This window comes from Chromobacterium indicum (assembly GCF_039708975.1).
In the GTDB taxonomy this organism is placed as follows: domain Bacteria; phylum Pseudomonadota; class Gammaproteobacteria; order Burkholderiales; family Chromobacteriaceae; genus Chromobacterium; species Chromobacterium piscinae.
Genome location: NZ_JAYFSJ010000001.1, coordinates 26,121 through 42,634, shown reverse-complemented (window position 1 = coordinate 42,634; position 16,514 = coordinate 26,121). Strand labels below are relative to the sequence as shown.

The 16,514-nt window shown below is 61.8% G+C and carries 19 protein-coding genes and 1 other RNA gene; 6 read left to right on the top strand and 14 right to left on the bottom strand.

What is annotated here, in order from left to right:
• The first annotated feature begins 7 nt into the window (after nucleotides 1-7).
• The 4 genes from VA599_RS00225 to VA599_RS00210 all read left to right on the top strand — a co-directional run bounded on the left by VA599_RS00225 (nucleotide 8) and on the right by VA599_RS00210 (nucleotide 1,928).
• Entirely contained in the window at nucleotides 8-307 is a 300-nt protein-coding gene (locus VA599_RS00225; protein ID WP_346787264.1) for a hypothetical protein, read from the top strand.
• A gap of 92 nt (nucleotides 308-399) precedes the next feature.
• Nucleotides 400-678: a phage holin family protein gene (locus VA599_RS00220; RefSeq protein ID WP_346787263.1), complete on the top strand. Its 279-nt coding sequence runs from the start codon at nucleotides 400-402 to the stop codon at nucleotides 676-678.
• A 282-nt stretch (nucleotides 679-960) separates the two neighbouring features.
• The gene (locus tag VA599_RS00215; protein WP_204086701.1) at nucleotides 961-1,398 is read left to right on the top strand and encodes a M15 family metallopeptidase; all 438 of its coding nucleotides are present in this window, start codon (nucleotides 961-963) and stop codon (nucleotides 1,396-1,398) included.
• Nucleotides 1,395-1,928 carry a hypothetical protein gene (locus tag VA599_RS00210; protein ID WP_346787262.1) on the top strand — a complete coding sequence of 178 codons (534 nt, stop codon included), beginning with the start codon at nucleotides 1,395-1,397 and terminating at the stop codon, nucleotides 1,926-1,928. The genes VA599_RS00215 and VA599_RS00210 overlap by 4 nt, the downstream gene beginning before the upstream one ends.
• 113 nt (nucleotides 1,929-2,041) lie before the next feature.
• On the opposite strand, the gene VA599_RS00205 is transcribed toward VA599_RS00210, so the two are convergent.
• The gene (locus VA599_RS00205; protein ID WP_346787261.1) at nucleotides 2,042-2,449 is read right to left on the bottom strand and encodes a hypothetical protein; all 408 of its coding nucleotides are present in this window, start codon (nucleotides 2,447-2,449) and stop codon (nucleotides 2,042-2,044) included.
• A 114-nt stretch (nucleotides 2,450-2,563) separates the two neighbouring features.
• Between VA599_RS00205 and VA599_RS00200 the strand changes: the two genes are divergently transcribed.
• Complete coding sequence (locus VA599_RS00200; protein WP_346787260.1) at nucleotides 2,564-3,217, top strand: SOS response-associated peptidase; 654 nt, start codon at nucleotides 2,564-2,566, stop codon at nucleotides 3,215-3,217.
• On the opposite strand, the gene VA599_RS00195 is transcribed toward VA599_RS00200, so the two are convergent.
• The 5 genes from VA599_RS00195 to VA599_RS00175 form a co-directional block, all read right to left on the bottom strand.
• The gene (locus VA599_RS00195) at nucleotides 3,191-4,465 is read right to left on the bottom strand and encodes a Y-family DNA polymerase (RefSeq protein ID WP_346787259.1); all 1,275 of its coding nucleotides are present in this window, start codon (nucleotides 4,463-4,465) and stop codon (nucleotides 3,191-3,193) included. The two genes, VA599_RS00200 and VA599_RS00195, sit on opposite strands and share 27 nt — an antisense overlap.
• Nucleotides 4,462-4,890: a LexA family protein gene (locus VA599_RS00190; protein ID WP_346787258.1), complete on the bottom strand. Its 429-nt coding sequence runs from the start codon at nucleotides 4,888-4,890 to the stop codon at nucleotides 4,462-4,464. The genes VA599_RS00195 and VA599_RS00190 overlap by 4 nt, the downstream gene beginning before the upstream one ends.
• A gap of 215 nt (nucleotides 4,891-5,105) precedes the next feature.
• Nucleotides 5,106-5,470, bottom strand: a transfer-messenger RNA (tmRNA) gene (gene ssrA / locus VA599_RS00185).
• Nucleotides 5,471-5,539: 69 nt separating this feature from the next.
• Nucleotides 5,540-6,157, bottom strand: a complete 618-nt coding sequence (gene ribA / locus VA599_RS00180; protein WP_021478088.1) for a GTP cyclohydrolase II — start codon at nucleotides 6,155-6,157, stop codon at nucleotides 5,540-5,542.
• A gap of 60 nt (nucleotides 6,158-6,217) precedes the next feature.
• A complete protein-coding gene (locus tag VA599_RS00175) occupies nucleotides 6,218-6,940 on the bottom strand; it encodes a GAF domain-containing protein (protein ID WP_021478089.1) in 723 nt (240 codons plus the stop codon).
• A gap of 103 nt (nucleotides 6,941-7,043) precedes the next feature.
• On the opposite strand from VA599_RS00175, the gene VA599_RS00170 reads away from it, so the two are divergent.
• On the top strand, nucleotides 7,044-8,117 hold the full coding sequence (locus tag VA599_RS00170; RefSeq protein WP_346787257.1) for a hypothetical protein: 1,074 nt from the start codon (nucleotides 7,044-7,046) through the stop codon (nucleotides 8,115-8,117).
• Between the two features lie 70 nt (nucleotides 8,118-8,187).
• Here the strand turns inward: VA599_RS00170 and VA599_RS00165 are convergent, their stop codons facing one another.
• From VA599_RS00165 to VA599_RS00130, 8 genes are all read right to left on the bottom strand, one after another.
• On the bottom strand, nucleotides 8,188-10,809 hold the full coding sequence (locus tag VA599_RS00165) for a M9 family metallopeptidase N-terminal domain-containing protein (protein ID WP_346787557.1): 2,622 nt from the start codon (nucleotides 10,807-10,809) through the stop codon (nucleotides 8,188-8,190).
• A gap of 263 nt (nucleotides 10,810-11,072) precedes the next feature.
• Nucleotides 11,073-11,957: an Hsp33 family molecular chaperone HslO gene (hslO, locus tag VA599_RS00160; protein ID WP_346787256.1), complete on the bottom strand. Its 885-nt coding sequence runs from the start codon at nucleotides 11,955-11,957 to the stop codon at nucleotides 11,073-11,075.
• Nucleotides 11,954-12,544 carry an Ntn hydrolase family protein gene (locus VA599_RS00155; protein ID WP_104946916.1) on the bottom strand — a complete coding sequence of 197 codons (591 nt, stop codon included), beginning with the start codon at nucleotides 12,542-12,544 and terminating at the stop codon, nucleotides 11,954-11,956. The genes hslO and VA599_RS00155 overlap by 4 nt, the downstream gene beginning before the upstream one ends.
• Before the next feature lie 228 nt (nucleotides 12,545-12,772).
• Nucleotides 12,773-13,933 (bottom strand): tetratricopeptide repeat protein, encoded by a 1,161-nt coding sequence (locus tag VA599_RS00150; protein ID WP_346787255.1) that lies wholly within the window; start codon nucleotides 13,931-13,933, stop codon nucleotides 12,773-12,775.
• 5 nt (nucleotides 13,934-13,938) lie between these two features.
• Entirely contained in the window at nucleotides 13,939-14,307 is a 369-nt protein-coding gene (locus tag VA599_RS00145; RefSeq protein WP_346787254.1) for a hypothetical protein, read from the bottom strand.
• Between the two features lie 28 nt (nucleotides 14,308-14,335).
• Nucleotides 14,336-14,911, bottom strand: coding sequence for a tetratricopeptide repeat protein (locus VA599_RS00140; RefSeq protein ID WP_346787253.1), 576 nt, complete (start codon nucleotides 14,909-14,911; stop codon nucleotides 14,336-14,338).
• Nucleotides 14,912-14,951: 40 nt separating this feature from the next.
• A complete protein-coding gene (locus VA599_RS00135) occupies nucleotides 14,952-15,632 on the bottom strand; it encodes a flagellar basal body L-ring protein FlgH (protein WP_231153695.1) in 681 nt (226 codons plus the stop codon).
• Nucleotides 15,633-15,782: 150 nt separating this feature from the next.
• The gene (locus tag VA599_RS00130) at nucleotides 15,783-16,508 is read right to left on the bottom strand and encodes a sigma-70 family RNA polymerase sigma factor (RefSeq protein WP_346787252.1); all 726 of its coding nucleotides are present in this window, start codon (nucleotides 16,506-16,508) and stop codon (nucleotides 15,783-15,785) included.
• Nucleotides 16,509-16,514 lie beyond the last annotated feature (6 nt).

The window sequence follows — 16,514 nt, the reverse complement described above, 5'->3', positions numbered from 1 at the left end:
GGGCTATATGAGCGATCCCTATCTGTATGAATTTCTTGTGCGCGGCACGGCGGCCGGTATCGCCGGCGCGCATGTGATCTATGCCGCCGAGGCCCGAAACGCATTGACCGGCGAGACCCGAACGGAAACCGGCATGGCCCAGCCGGTGGCGCTGGTGGCCGGTGCCGCCGGCGAGCCGCTGGGCGACATCGCCGCCGCGCTCAACATCAACGCCCTGGCCGAGATCGAGACACTGATGCAGCAGCTGCAGGCCCGCGATGCGGAGATCGCAGGCCTCCGCGCTCAGCTCGTCAATGCCTCGGCCTGATGCGCATGCAGTACTCGCGGCGCTGATCAACAACGCGAGAGCAATCCATCAGGGCCGGCAAAACCGGCCCTGATTCATTTCAGGGAGGCGATATGCAGGAACACGAAAAGGGGATGCTGGCCCTGTTGGTGGTGGGCGCGGGGATCGGGTTGGGCAAACTGTTGGTGAGCAATGAGCAGATCACCACCCGACTGGCCGTCGGCCGCGCGATCCTCGGCGGCGCGACGTCGACGGTGGCTGGGGTGGCGCTGATGCAGTTTCCGAACCTGCCCCTGCCGGCGCTCGTCGGCATCGGCGCCGGCCTGGGCATACTCGGAGCTCAGTACCTTGAGGCATGGCTCAAACGCAGGGCGGACACGCTCGCGCGCTAATCCTGCATTCGGGATTGGATCTGCTGCTCAACGCAGGCCGGAGAGAATAGATCAATTTTCTGATCTGCCCGGGGCGCGCATGCAGTCGGGTCGTTTTTCTCCTCGACCCAGCCTGCGAGTAAGTATAGCCCCACTGCTATGGCCAGGCCGTACAGCACGAATGGCAGCGCTCGCATAGGAAATCCCAGCAGTAGAAATGCCTCGTTTTTGCCAGCCGGCGGCCATGCCGGCAACTGACCATTCGGCCCGCCACGTGCGGGCCATTTTTTTAGGAGTAGACAAATGTCGAGTCGAGACCCCGCAGATCTGCATGAGAGCATCCGCGCGACGGCGTTGCAGTTTCTGGCGCAAGCCAACGCCGCGCTGAAGGCGTCGTCCTCCGATTTGGAGGTGCGCTTCACCTGCACCTGGCGCCCGCAGTCCGAGCAGGACGCGCTCTACGCTCAGGGGCGTACCAAGCCCGGGCCGAAAGTGACCTGGGTGACGAACTCCGCCCACAACACCGATCTGCTGGAAACCCCACGCGGCGATGCGGAAGCGTTCGATGTTGGCGTTTTCGAGCAAGGCCGCTACCTGCCTGGCGCCAATGCGCGCGAGTTGGCGTTGTATCAGCGGCTCGGGCCGATCGGCGAAAAACTCGGACTGGTCTGGGGCGGCCGCTGGAAGAGCAGCCCGGACTACCCGCACTACGAACGCGCGAACTGGAGGACTCAACGATGAACTGGAAACAAATCGTGGGCGCTGTGGCGCCGTGGATCGGGACTGCATTGGGCGGTCCGCTGGGTGGCATGGCGGTCAGCGCGGTGGCCGACGCGATCGGCCTGCCTGAGAAAACCGAGGAGGCGGTCGCGCAAGCCCTATCCGGCGCGACGCCGGAACAGATGCTGGCCATCAAACAGGCCGACCAGCAGTTCTCGGCGAAAATGCAAGAGCTCGGATTCCGGAATCAGCAGGCCCTGGAGGCGATTGCCGCCGGCGACCGCGCGAGCGCGCGCGAACGCGAGATCAAAACCGGCGACATCACGCCGCGGCTGCTGGCCGGTGTGGTCGTCGCTGGTTTTTTCGGGATCATGGCGCTGATGATTTTCCAAGAGCTACCGCCGACCGGCCGGGACTCGCTGCTGGTGCTGGTTGGCGCGCTGGGCGCGGCGTTCGGCTCCATCATCCAGTATTACTTCGGTAGTTCGGCCGGCAGCGCCGAGAAGGCGCGCACGATCAACGCCATGAAGCTCGGGTCTGCCGCGCAGTAAGAAAACGGCGCGGCCGTGGGCCGCGCTATTGTGACACTTGCGAGTGTCTAAGAATATGGACCGATTGGCTGCCGAAAGTAGAGAAATCAAGATTTCACTTTGGCCTCATGTTTTTATTTTTTCATTAGGCCAGTTATTATAGGGTGAAGGAAGTTTGATATCTCATTCGACATCACGCCGAGGGATATATTTTTAGCTAGATGATAAAGGTTCGATAGTATTCTGACGAAGTCCAGTTCAGAGCTTGCTTCAACATCTTTTAATATTTTCATTGTGGCTGCATCAATGTCTTTGCCCTGACATATTGCGCGAAGACCTGCGATAACCTTTTCTTTTTCAGTCTCAATTTTTGCCTTAAATGCTTCTGGCGTTAGGGACTGATTTTCCGTGATGATGGCATTCTCTATTTCGGCGGATGATCCTATAGAAATAAGGGTTATTGGCGAGTCGGATACTGCAGTATTTCCAGAAACGGTGAGGCCTTTAATTTTGGCATTATCACCAATTTTTATAAAATCCATGTTGTACTCCAAAGTCAAAGTTGAGTTTTAATTTAGTATTATGAGAAGCCAATAGCAATCCCATTGTATGGCGGAAATTAGTATCCAACGATAGCGCGATGCTATGCTTAGTACATGTGCGTAAATTTCGCCCCTCCCACGGCGCAGCAGATCCGTCAGTACTTTGGCTTCGAGGCACAAGAAGGCCTCTGGAAGCCTGATTGCTGGCAGGACTACGCTGCGCCGATCATCACTCCCGACGGATTGAGGCTGGCGTCCTATGGGTTCGTGCCTAAACGCCACCTACCGCCCGGCGTCCGCCTCACCACCATGAACGCGCGCGCCGAGACGATAGGGGAGAAGCCCACCTACAAAGGCGCGTGGCGCAAAGCGCAGCTGTGCTTGGTGCCGATGCAGGCTTTTTTCGAACCCTGTTATGAGTCCGGCAAAGCGGTGCGCACGCGCATCAGCCTGGCCAGCGGCGAGCCGTTCGCGGTGGCCGGTATGTGGCGAGAGTGGCAGGAGGACGGCGGCGGCGTCTCGCATGCCTTCACGCAGATCACGATCAACGCAGACGAGCATCCGCTGATGAAGCGCATGCACAAGCCGGGTGACGAAAAGCGCTCCCTGGTCATCGTGGAGGCGGATCAATACCAAGCCTGGCTGGCATGTCACGACGCTGATGTGGCCCGTTCTTTCCTCAATCACTACCCGGCCGAGCTGATGACCGCCGCTGACGCGCTGCTGCCGCGCAAGCCATCATCACCGGACCACCAGCAACTCATCTAGCCGCGTTGTATAGCGCGGCGACCGCACGTCTTGGCGCATCTGCCAGCGCTGGCTCATATCCTCCGATGCTAACCGCACCATCCCGCGGCCGAATTGTCGTGTGATCGTGTCCATGGTTTGCATCAACCGTTGGCGCCGCGGATCCGGTGGTGCCGCGAATAGATCGGACTGCACGATTCCGCGCGGGCCGATTTCCATCAGAACGATGCCGGCCTTGTGGTACAGGTAGCCGCGCCGGTAGATGGCGCGTAGGCCGGCAAGTGCCGCGCGCGTGATCTCGATTGTGTCGTCTGAGGCCTGGACAAGCGGCACCACGATATAAGGCCGGTACTGCGCCACGTCTGAAAACGGGCTGGTGCGGATTCCGACTCCGACCAGGCGCGCCGTGCTGCCCTGTGCGCGCAGCTTCTCGGCCGCCCGCGCCGCGTGATGAGAGATCGAGGCCGTGAGCGTGTTCAGGTCTTTCACCTTCTGGCTGAATGAGCGCGACGAGATGATCTGCTGCTTGCTGGGTGTCACATCCTCCAGAGCCATGCATGACACACCGTTCAGCTCCTGCACTGTCCGCTCCACTACGACAGAGAACTGCCGCTTGATGCGCCGAGAATCAGCCCGCTTCAGGTCCAGCGCGCTGTGGATGTTCATCGCCTGCAGCTGCTCGGACAGCCGGCGCCCGATACCCCACACATCGCCGACCTCGATCTGAGCCATCATCTGGTCGGCCTCGGCCGGCGTCACGAAGTCCCACTCGAACACGCCAGCCCATTTCGGTTGCTTCTTGGCGATCCTGTTCGCCAACTTGGCCAACGTCTTCGACGTCCCCATGCCGACGCAGGTCGGGATGCCGACCCGGCGCAGCACAGCCTCGCGCATCCGATGGCCATGACTGTCCAGATCCGGCATCCCGGTCATGTCGAGGAAACATTCGTCAATTGAGTAGACCTCCTGTTCGGCGGCGAACTCCGACAGAACCCGCATCATGCGTCGGCTCATGTCGCCGTAGAGGGCGTAGTTGCTGGAGAACACGGCCACGTCATGCTGGCGGCACACGTCGGCGATCTCGAAGAAGGGGCCGAACATACGTAAGCCTGGCAGCGCCTTTGCCTCGGCGCTGGCCGCTACCACGCAGCCGTCGTTGTTACTGAGAACAACGATGGGTCGGCCGATCAAGTCTGGCCGGAACACGCGCTCGCAGCTGGCGTACATGCTGTTGCCGTCAACCAGGGCGAACAAGGTCTTGGCGCTCATCTCCGGAACTTCTTCACTGCACCGGTCACGACGCCCCATACCAGCAGTTCCTGGCCAGGCTGTAGTGAGATTGGTGCGTAGGCCGAATTCTCCGGAGCTAGGACACAGGCGCCGGCGCGGCGGTAGAGCCGCTTGACGGTGAACTCGCCATCGATCACCGCGACTACGATGTCGCCATTGATGGGCGTCAGCCCCTTGTCCACCACCAGCAGGTCGCCGTCGGCAATGCCGGCGCCGATCATCGAATCGCCGCGCACGCGGACGATGAACGTCGCGGGCGGATCATCCACCAGGTACTCATGCAGGTTGATGTTGTCGTCCAAATAATCATCCGCCGGCGATGGGAAGCCCGCGCGAACCGGTGCCAGCACGAGCGGTGAAAGTCCACCCCCCTCTCGAGGGATCAGGCAAGGAAAAGATGTCATAAGGATAGCAATTTGAATTTGTACGATTTCAAATTACGCGATAGACGCGCCGCCGGCAACAAGCATTCGACGAGCGGTAGAGAAATGACGGATTGATTGGATAGGGAGAAAAAAAGCAGACCAAAAAGCTGACCAAGCCACCTCAATCAGCCCAAAAAAAAGCCCCGCAGAAGCAGGGCTATTTTTTGTAAGCAATTGATTTTGCTAAGAATTGGTGGTGGAGGCGGCGGGAATCGAACCCGCGTCCGAAAGTCCTCTACAGTGAGTTCTACATACTTAGTCGTGTCATTTGGATTTAACCTCCGCCACGCCGACGGACAGGCTGGACTTTGGCGAGTTACCTATTATTTCGCACTGAACCAAGTAACCCGGAACAGCACTAGCAGATGTAGAGTGACACTACAGGGTTTTGACGCCCCCGGCCCATCTGCGAACCGTTGTAGTGTCTAGCCGGCCGTTAGGCTGCTAGAGCGTAAGTTTCGTCGTTTGCGACTAAAAAAATTCAGTGTTTTACGGGGTGACTGAAATCCCGGTATGCCCCCATCTGCTTCGCAACCCCCGTCGAAACCAGGTCGCCCCCAGATAAGAATGTTCATTATATTACAACTATCATCGCTTGGCGAGCCCAGGCATCGCCGCCAAACGCCGCTTACTTGAACAGCATATGCCCCAGCTTGGCGGCCTTGGTGTCAAGGTAGCGGTCGTTGTACGGATTGCGGCCCACTTGCAGCGGCACCCGCTCCACCACCTTGATGCCGGCAGTCTCCAGCGTGGCCAGCTTGCGGGGATTGTTGGTCATCACCTTGACGCTGCCTATGCCCAGATGCTCCAGCATGTGGCGGGCGATGCGAAAATCGCGCATATCGGCCGGAAAGCCCAGCCGCTCGTTGGCTTCCACCGTATCGGCGCCGCCATCCTGCAGCTTGTAGGCGCGGATCTTGTTGATCAGTCCTATTCCCCGGCCTTCCTGGCGCAGATACAGCAGCGCGCCGCGGCCAGCCTTGCTGATCGCCTCCATAGCGGCCTCCAGCTGGAAACCGCAATCGCAACGCAAGGAGAACAGCGCATCGCCGGTCAGGCATTCCGAGTGCAGCCGCGCCAGCACCGGCTGGCCGTCGCCCACGTCGCCCAGCGTCAGCGCCACGTGCTCCTGCCCGCTTTCCTCCTCGAAGCCATGCATGGCGAACTCTCCCCACGGCGTGGGCAGCTTGCAGCTGGCGATATACTGGATGATGGGTTCGGGAGCGGGTTGCGGGTGCGGCGACATGACTTCTCCAACGCTGAGGAATGCAATGCGAAAAGGCCGCGCGGCGGCCTGTGATGATGCTTAGTTGGGGAGGCTTTCCCCGTTTTCAAGCGGCGGCAGATTGACAAGGATCTGCGGCAGCACGATGGCCAGCGCCGCCAGCCATGCCTGGCGCTCCGGCGTGAAATGGCCTGCGGTGAACGATTCGGCGTCGATGATGCCCAGCACGTTGTCGTCGCTGCGCAAAACCGGCAGGCAGATCTCGCTTTTCACCTTGGGGTCGCACTCGTAGTAGCCGCCGCCGTCGGCGCGCCACTTTTCCACGTCATCCACCACCACCGCCCAGCCGGTGAGGCCGACGCGGCTGTTATTGCTGAACTCGGCGAATTCCTCGGTCAGCGGGAACTCGGCGCGGCTCTCCACGCCCTTGTACGCCAGCTTGACCAGCACCGCGCTCTTGCCGACGCCGATCTTGCGATAGATGCCAAGCCAGTCGGCGCCGATCTTGGCGTTGACCGAGTCCAGCAAGGCGTTCAGGTTGACCAGCCCGGCAGTGGTTTCCGGCGTCTCCACACCCAGCACCACGCGCAGGTCGTACGGAGTTTCGTCCAGCTCGTCGAACAGCGAGCAGCTGCCGCCCTCGCCGAGCTTGGGCACCTTGTAACGGTACACATCGCGCTGCGGAATCGGTTTGTCCACAGCGATGACGGCCTGCAGCGTCATCACGGCGATCTGCACATCGGTCAGGTCCAGGTTCAGCGCCTGCTCTCGCAGATAGTCGGTCAGATGGCTTGCGGGTATCATGGGGGAGCTCCTGAGCTGCCGCGCGTCGCGGCGCGCTTGAATTCGAAACGCAACAGGATATCAAACCCGGCCACGCTTCGCCATTTCGCCACTTTATATCGTAATGACCGCCATTCATATCCGCCAAGCCCCGCTCGTGATCAAGGCCGGCGCCCGCGCGCGCCGATTGCTGCAACAGGGACTCCACCCGGCCCAGGTGGGCATTCTTCCCGGCGCCGCCGGCGGCCCCAAAGCCGTGGGCCTCACCGGGCTGGACCAGGCTGTGTTCGGCTGGCTGGCCGGCGCGCCGCGGGAGCGCGAGCTGGTGGGCGCGTCGATAGGCGGTTGGCGCTTCGCCTGCGCGATGCAGGCCGACCCGGCCCAGGCGCTGGCGCGGCTGGCCGAGCGCTACACCGCCGAGCATTACCATCCCGGCGTCACCGTCGCCCAGATCACCGCGCAGACGCGGCGGATGCTGCATGACATCCTGGGCCCGAATGGCTTCGAGCACATCCTGGCGCATCCTCATCACCGGCTGAGCCTGCTGCTGGTGCAATCGCGCGGACTGGCAAACCGCGAGGCCAAGTCCTCGCTGCTGCCAGGCCTGGCGCTGGCGGCGGCGCTGAACGCCGTCTCCCGCCCGCTGATCCGCCATAGCTTCAGCCGAGTGATCTGCCACGATCCGCGCAGCGCGCTGCGCTTCCAGCCGGCCGACGCCATTCCCACCCGGCTCTATCCGCTGGCCGCCGGCAATCTGGAACAGGCGCTGATGGGAACGGTGGCGATACCCGGCGTGCTGCACGGCGTGCAGTTGCCGGACGCGCCGGCGGCGATCTACCGCGACGGCGGGCTTACCGACTACCACATCGATTTCCCCTTCGCCCACGGCGACGACATCGCGCTGTATCCGCACTTCACCGACCGCATCGTGCCCGGCTGGTTCGACAAGCCGCTGCCCTGGCGCAAGCCCGGCGCCGCCAACCACGCCAATACCATGCTGCTGGCGCCGTCGCGCGATTACCTGGCCTCCCTCCCCGGCCGCCATCTGCCGGACCGCAAGGACTTTCGCCGCTACCTTGGCCGCGACGAGCTGCGCCGCCAGCACTGGCGGGCCGCCACCGCGGAAAGCCAGCGTCTGGGCGATGCCTTTCTGGAGTGGCTGGAGAAGCCGAGCTCCATCATCGTGCAGCCGCTGTAAGCCGCGCAGGCTAGCAAAAGAAAAAGCCGGGCATGCCCGGCTTTTCCAACCTTCTAACTAGCGAGAATCATCAACCCGCCTGCGCCCAGCACTGCTCTTCAGGCATGTCGCGCGGCGTGGCGTTCAGCTCCACCACCACGTCGCGGGATTGCGCGCCCTTGCTGAGGCGAACGGTCATCTTATCGGCCACGCCCGGCTGGTCGAGGTCGCGGCGATACGTGAACGAACCCCAGTCGGACATCGCCGCGCGGCCCAGCTGCGGCGCTTGCACCAGCTGGTAGCGTTCCACGCCGCCCACGCCCTCAAGCTGGCCGCGCAGGCAGCGTGCCGGGCCGCCATAGCTCAGCTTGGCCAAGTTCAGCTCGCCGGTTTGCGGCGGCTGCGGCTTGGCGTTGCCAGCCGGGCCCAACGGGCCTTCGCAGCGCAGCACCGCGGTCTTGCGCTTGAAGTCGTAGTCGGTGGCCGAGCAGTTGGTCGCCATCAGGTTGTTGACGCCCCCGGTCTTGACCAGGCTCTGCAGCGCGCCGTCCAGCAGCTTGTCCAGCTCCTGGCGCGCGCGGGTGTTGTCGCTGGCGGACAACGGCAGGGTGCCGCCGCACTCGAAGCGGCGCAGCGCGCTGGTTTCGCCATCGGCCCACACCTGGCAGCCCACCGGCAGCGAGCGGCGCAGCGCGGCCTCCACCACCGAAGCGTCGCCGGCCTGCCACTTGTCCTTGGCCACCCAGTCCACGCCTTCGGCGGTGGAGGTGTTGCCCAGCTGGCCGGACTTGGCCAACTGCACCTGCTGATCCACGTACTGGCGGAAGCCCGACACCAACGCGGCGTCGCCGCCCATGCTGCTCACCAGCGCGTCGAAACGCTTGACGTCGTCGGCGCGCAGCGAGGCCAGGATATCGGCGATCTTGCCCGGCTGCTGCTGGTTCAGATAATAGAACCACAGCGCGGAGTGGCTGTAGAAGTCCCAGCCGTCGCTATAGCTGGAGCGCATGATGCGGGACGGCTCCAGGAAGCTGTTCGGCCAGCCGTTCGCCACCACGTCCACCACGTGGCCGCGCACCTTGATGCCGTCGCGCGAAGTGCTCCAGGCCATGAATTCGGCGAAGCCCTCGTCGTACCATGGCATGCGGCGGTCGTCGCGGTAGAACTCGGACGTGCCCCACATGCCCGGCTGGATGTACCGGCCGGACAGATAATGCACATACTCGTGGCGCACCAGCTCTTCCAGAGTCAGATAGCTTTCGCGCGGCACTTCGCGCTGGAAGGTGTAGAAGGTGCCGTCCTTCTCGATGTAGATGCCGCCGTTGTCGGTGGACAGCTCATTGAGCAGGCCCTGGAAACGCTGATAGGCGGTTTTGGTGCCATAGATCACCATCTTCAGCTTTTCATTGGGATCGTTCGCCACCGCCTCCTTGGTGCCGGCCACGCGGAACAGCTGGGTCTGCACCTGCTTCATCGCATAGTACAGCGGCTCCACCTCGGCCAGGCTCAGCGGGGTTTCGAACACCAGCTTGCCGTTGTCGAAGCTCCAGCGATTGGGGAACAGGCTGGCGCGCAGCTCCTGCTCGGCCTGGCAGATGCCGTAGCGTTCGCACGGCACCTTGCCCATTTTCTTCAGCGCGTACACGGCCTCGGCCCAGGCGGCGCCGAACTTCTCGCCCTTCAGGTGCAGGGCGACGGCGGATTCAGCTTGCGGCGCGGTGCGCGGGTATTGCATGAAGCGGCCGGTTTCGCGCAGGGTGTTGAGGAACATCTGCTCGTCGGCGAAGGCCGGCTGGCCGGCGCGGGTCAGCCCTGCCAGGCTAGCCACCAGGCTGTCCAGCTGACCCTTCTCCACTTTCTGGGCGAACTCGGGCTGGTAATGCATATTGAACAGCAGCGTCTGCATCGGATGCAGCGCGAAGCGCGCCCAATTATCCTTGGCCGCGGCGTTGTAGCGGCTGAAGAAGCGGTTCAGCAGCGGCAGCGCGTAGTCGGCCTTGCGCACCGAATCGGCCAGGATCAACGTTTCCGCCACACTCTGCCGGGCGTCGCGCTCGCGGAACCAGGCGTCGTGGTCGCCGCGGCTATCGATGGCTTTGACATTCCACAGCGCCGGATTGGCCGCCAACGCCTCCACCACCTGCATCACCGGCTGATCCACCGCCGGGCCGTAGTCGCCCACTTCCTTGGCGTGGCTGTACTGCAGGAAGTAACCCGCCTTCAGGAACACCGCCAGCGGCCACAGGCCGTTGGCGTTCTGCCCATCCCAGGCGGTCGCGCGCTGGCGCGCTTCGGCCGCCACCAGCTGCATATTGGCCGGCGACACCACCCGGTAGCTGAAGTTGTCCGCCTGGAACAGGCGGTTCATGCAAGTGCCGTCCACGCTAGCCACGTAACGCACCAGCGCCTGGCCGGACAGCTGGCCGAGCTTGGCCTCATCGCAGTCGGCATAGGCCGGCGCAGCGGCATCCGCCCGGGCCGCCTTGCGCGCGATCTGGCCTTGCTGGCCCTGAGGCTTGGCCGGCGGCTGCGCGCCGCCATTATCCGGCGCCGCCGGCGGCAGGCCGTGCGGGTAATCCGGTTTTTCCGACAAGGCCGGGGAGTGGGAGGAATAGCGCGCGCTGGGCTGATTGACCTGAGGCGCGGGTTGCTGCGAGCCGGCTTGCTCGCCGCCTGTCGTCGTCAGGCAAGCGGACAAGGCCAGCGGCACCATCACGGAAAGTCCCCACGCCCGATACCGACGCGGTAGTGTTGTTGTATTCATTCAGTCATCCAATGGCTTGTTCAAATGACGCTAGGCTAATTAGCCAAGCGTCGCGAAGCATAATGGATATCACTGATATTGAATATTGTGTTTAAGGCCAGATCGTGATCTTAAACAACAAAACAGGCCAGTTAATTTTCACGCCCAATTTCCGCTTAAGAAAATACAAAAAAAGCCGCATACGCGGCTTTTTTAAACGGAAGTTGCGGATATTAATGGCGCGCTTCACGCGCCGCCGCCACCACGTCGTAGTCGAACAGCTGGTTGGCGTCTTCCTCATCGAACACATAGCGCTGGTTGCAGTAATCGCAGACGATCTCCACGCTGCCCTGCTCTAGCAGCACATCGCCCACTTCCTGGCCGCCCAGCATGGTCAGCATATTGCTGACGCGCTCACGCGAGCAGTTGCAGTTGAAGCTGACGGTTTCCTGCTCGAACACCCGCACCTGCTCCTCATGGAACAGACGATGCAGAATGTCCTCGGCGCCCAGCTCCAGCAGCTCTTCCGCCTTCAGCGTGCGGCCCAGCATCTGGACGCGATCCCAGCCCTCGGCCTCGCCATGGCCTTCCGGCAGACGCTGCAGCAGCATGCCGGCGGCGGTATTGTCGCCGCTGGCCAGGATCAGCGCGGTATCCAGCTGCTCGGAGCGCAGCATGTAGTTTTCCAGCATCCGGGCGACTGAATCTCCCTCCAGCGCCACGATGCCTTGCCAGGTCTGGTTCTTGTCCAGGCGCGGCTCCAACGTCAGCACGAATTTGCCGCCCTCGCCCAGCAGCTCGGCCAGCGGCTTGTCATCCAGCTCGCCGTCCCACTTGGCGGTGGCGCGCACGGTGCGGTCGTTGTTGCACTCGACCACCGCCAGCTTCAACGCGCCGGTGCCGTGGATCTGCAGGATCAGCGAACCGTCGAACTTCAGATTGGCCGCCATCAGCACCGAGGCCGCCATCATCTCGCCCAGCACGGTCTTGAGCACCTGCGGGTAGGCGCGCCGCGCCAGCACCTGCTGCCAGGCGCCATCCAGGCGAACCAGCGCGCCGCGCGCCGGCGCGCCGTCGAACAGGAATCGTTGCAGTTTATCGTGGTGGTTCATATTCATGCTTCCTTGGCCGCCCCGGCGGCCGCTTCAACGGTATAGACAGACATCGGCAGCGAGGAGCTGACGTCGAATTCGCAGCCGGCGCGCACGCCGATCTCGGCGATCTCCCGGGCCGACAGATCCTGGTCGTAGACCGCGTGCATCGCACCCATCGCGAACTTGCGGCCCGAGCCTATCGCCCAGATGCGGGAGAATTCGTAGATCTCGCGCATCGGATAGACGCCGAAAATGCCGTGGGCGTTGGCGATCACCACCATCATCTGGCTGGATTCGTACGGATCTTCCTCATCTTCCTCCGGACGCAGATAGAACGCGTCTTTCAGCTTGGGGTGAAGCTTGCGGAAGGTGTCGAAGATGCCCTGGCGGCTGCTCAGATCCTTTTTCTTCAGCTCTTTCAACGCGCCCTGCAGCACCAGGTCGTGAGCGGCGGAGCCGGACACGGCCAGATAGTTGTCGCCATGGCGGAAAATCTTGTTGTGGAAACAGTCGTACGGCGCGAGAAGCTTCTGATCGTCGCCGAAAGTGGTCTGGCTGTCGGCGGCGATGGCGATCTGGTCGCCCTTGCGCACGGCCACGATGGTTGTCATGCGGCTACCTTGTCATATTCTTGAAAACAGTCCTTCAAGATGGGACCGAAGCCGGCATTTTGCAATCCCGGCGCAAAGCGAAACTGGTGATTCTACCATAAGCTGCCCTACAAGCCGTGACGCGCCCTAAAAGCCCGCCCAATGCCTGCTGCGCATTAGAGAAAAATTACATCAATAAAAAACCGCCCCATGCATGCATAGGGCGGCTACTGTTTTTGCAAAGCGACCTTAACCGGCAGGCGTATCTTTTCCAAATGGCGACAGCGCCACAGCTCGGGCAACGGCCTGCTGCAGACTGGTTCCATCCGGCAAAACGGCGCTTTCCATCAATTTTCCATGGATGGCTTGTGCCTGTGCCGGTTGGCCCGCAGCCTGAAGCAAAAGACTCTGCGCATACAGCCCCGGGAAGCTGTTGGGGTTCAAACCCAGAGCGCGCTTCACAGACTGCTGCGCCTCTATTGTCTTGCCTTCCATAATCGCGACAATAGCCAGGCCGCCGTGCGTGTCGGCAAAATTCCGATCGAGCCTTAATGCCTCCAGCAATGCTTCTTTGGCGACGCCCGGTTTTTGCTGCAAAATCCGGCACCAAGCAAGCACATGCCAGCTTCCCACATGCCCAGGCATATGCCGCAGGGCTTCGCCTACCCGGTCCGCGGCCTGCTCCAAATCGCCCTGCAACATGGACACCAGCCCCTGCCCCATCCAGGCGCGGCCGGAGTTCGGCCTTCCGGCGCACGCCTGATCCAACATGGGAATGGCCACGTCGAGGTCCTGCTTGCTGATCGCCAGCATGCCCATCACGGTTGCCGCGTCCGGATCCTTCGGCGACGCATCCAGCACCTGCCGCGCGACGATCTCCGCCGCCGCCAGGTTTTCCTGATCCAGATACAGGGTTGCCAGCAGGCCGTACATCGGCAACAGCTCCGGATGCTCGCGCAAGGCTTGCTCGCAAGCCGCGACAGCTTCATCCACCTTGCCCAAGAAATGCAGCGCGCGCGCGTACAGCGGTCCGGCCTGCGGCAGAACATCCAGCCGCGACGCTGCTCTGGCCGCGTTAACCTCCGCTTCGGCATAACGGCCCTGCAACATCAATGCATATGCCAAGTTGTAAAACAGCGCAGGTTCTTCCCATCCCTCGCCGCGCAAATCATCAAAGGCCGCGATGGCATCATCCAAACGGTTCTGCCTCATCAGGCAGACCCCGACGAGAGAGCGTCCCCCGAAATGCACGGGGTCCGCCGCGAGCAAGCGGCTCAAAATCTCTTCACATGCCTGCGTCTGCCCAGACTGCAAATAGAGGTCCGCGAGTTCGAACAATAAATGGGTGTTGGCCGGATCGGCCTCCAGATAGGCATGCAGCAGGCGCTGCCGCTGAGTAGATTCGGTCATGATGATTATTTATGAGCTTGTTGCAATTGCTGCCGCAGATAGGCGGCCAGCGTTTCAAACCTGGGATGCTGCCGTATGGTTTCCGCCACATCCGCCACCAAGCCGCCGAAGGCGGGATCCGATGCGGCGCCGGCGCCCAGTTCCTGCGCAAGCAATGCGCGCACATGCACCTCTAGCGCGCGCTGCTCCGCGTCGGGCCATGCGGGATCGATGGATCGCAATTGGCCGGCGATTTGCTTACGCAGGACAACCGCGGCGTCGGGCGCTTTGCCGCCATCAGGTGCCTTGCGCCCCGACGCCGATTTACGGCTGCCGGCTGCCGGCTTTCCACCCAGCAGCCTCTGTAAAATGCCAGCCTTGTCTATCGGCTCCATCTATTCCCCTTCGGTCCTACGGACGGGATCAATGCAGCTGCTCGTCCCCGGATGCCGCGTATCCACGCAGGAACAGGCTGTTTGCAGAGCCTGAAGACGCCTCGTCTTGGCTGGCCGTCTGGGCGGCTTCCGCATCATGGGAAGCAATCTGTTGGAGAATGCGCTCCATATCGGCATTAAGCGCCGGGACTTCCTGATTCGCCGCGATGCCCTCCGTCAGCAGCGCGCGGCATTCGGCGAATTCATCCCGGATCAGGTGCTCCAGCCCCAGACGGAACAACTGCAGCGCGGCATCCTTCGGCAGGATGTCCAGCCCCAGCCATGCTCGCCTGGCGTCGTCCGGCCGGCCCTGGGTCAGGTAGAGCAGGCCCAGCTGAAACACCGCCATGACCAGATTGGGCTGCAAGGCCACCGCCTGCTCCATGGAAGCCGCCGCGCGGTCCGGCATGCCTATCTGCGCGTATTCGGCTCCGAGCAGGTAATGCAGGCGGGAGTCCTGCCCGTCGTTCGCGACGCCTTGCTTCAGCAGAACGACCGCTTCGGCATGCCGCTGACTTTCCATGGCGTTGACAGCCAATCGAAACAACTCTTCCTGATCCAGCATTGCGTAATCCATTACGACTCCAATTCAACAAATTATCACGTCAAAACGGCAGCACGCTCATGAAGAAACGAGTCAGCCAGCCTGGGTTGGTGAACAGGCGCTGATTGCCGGCGGTCTGCTGCTCCAGGCGCACGTCGGTCAGCTTGGTAGACGATACAAGGCTGCCCGGTTGGATATCGCGGGGGTTGACCGTCCCGGACAAGCGGATCTGCTCGTTGTCGTCATTGATCTGCACCTGTTTTTCGCCGCTGACCCTGAGATAACCATTTGCCAGCACATCCACCACGGTGACCGAGATGGAGCTGGTAAAGCTGCTATTGTTACTGCGGCTGCCGCGACCATCCACCTTTTCGCCGCCGGAAGCACCCAACTTGCCGGACACGGTTTTCTTGCCCGGCGCCCAACCAAACATGCGGTTGATGACCGGCGCGTCCAGGCCTACATCCAGTCCATTCTCGATATCGGTATTGCGGCTGCCCTTGGACTCTTCCGACAGGCTGGAACTGGCCCTCTCCTGAATCACCACAGTCAGATTGTCGCCGATCCGGGACGGCACATCGTCGCGAAAATAAGAGCGATACCTTGCTGGCTGGTACAAACTGCCCGGAGTCGGCGGCAACTGCGGCGCAGTCTGGGGAGACGCGGTGGTCGGCCCAGACACCAGCGGCTTGGGCGGCACGCTGCCGCACGCGGCCAATACCAACGCCAGCAATGGCGCCATTCTGGCATAACAAGACATAATCGGTCTTTCTATTGCATGAGGACGCCGCGGCGATACCGCCGGCTCCCCACTCGTTTCAAAATCATCCGCCATCCTGACAACAGTCTTATCCTGCTTTCAGCGGAAAAGTTTAGCCGCACGCCGTCAAAATTATCCTTCCCTGTCCTTGCCGGCCGCCAAATGACCACGCAAAGCCGCCAGCCCTTCCTTGTGCAACTGAGAGATCCTGCCCTTGCTCACCTCCAGAATGCCTGCGATCTCGGCAAACGGCACACCCTGCAAATAATGCAGGCGCAGCACTTTCTGCTGTGCTGGGGGTGTGGCTTGCAAATGAGTCAGCAAGCTGCGCCTCATCTGTTTGAGCTCCAAAGACTGGTATGCCAGATCCTGTCCTTCCGGCTCAACCTCCGTCTGAAACATGCCGCTGTCCTCCAGCATGAAGCCGATTGCGAAGCCAATGGACAAGGATTTCAACATCTCGAACGGATCAGACGCGTCTGTTTCCACATCAAGATTCTGCGCCCGCTCCCGCAAGGCTTTCTTGCGGGCCGACATCTGGCTGGCTACTTCCGACGTGCTGGCGAGATGGTCCAATATCTCCCCCCGAATCCGATACTCGGCATAGGTCTTGAATCCCACTCCGCTATCGGGACGGTATCGGTTTATCGCCTCCAGCAGACCTATCACGCCCCACTGAAACAGATCGTGGAATTCGAAGCTGTCTCCTATCCGTTTCGCGAAGATCTGAGCCGCCAAAATGCGCACCAGGGGCAAATGGCTCTCGATCAGGGCCTCGCGCCACGACCGGCCGCCAACCTCCACCGAGCCAGGCTCCCAAGCAGCGTCTTCAGCCCATGGAGGATCTAGGATAGGCATCGCCGA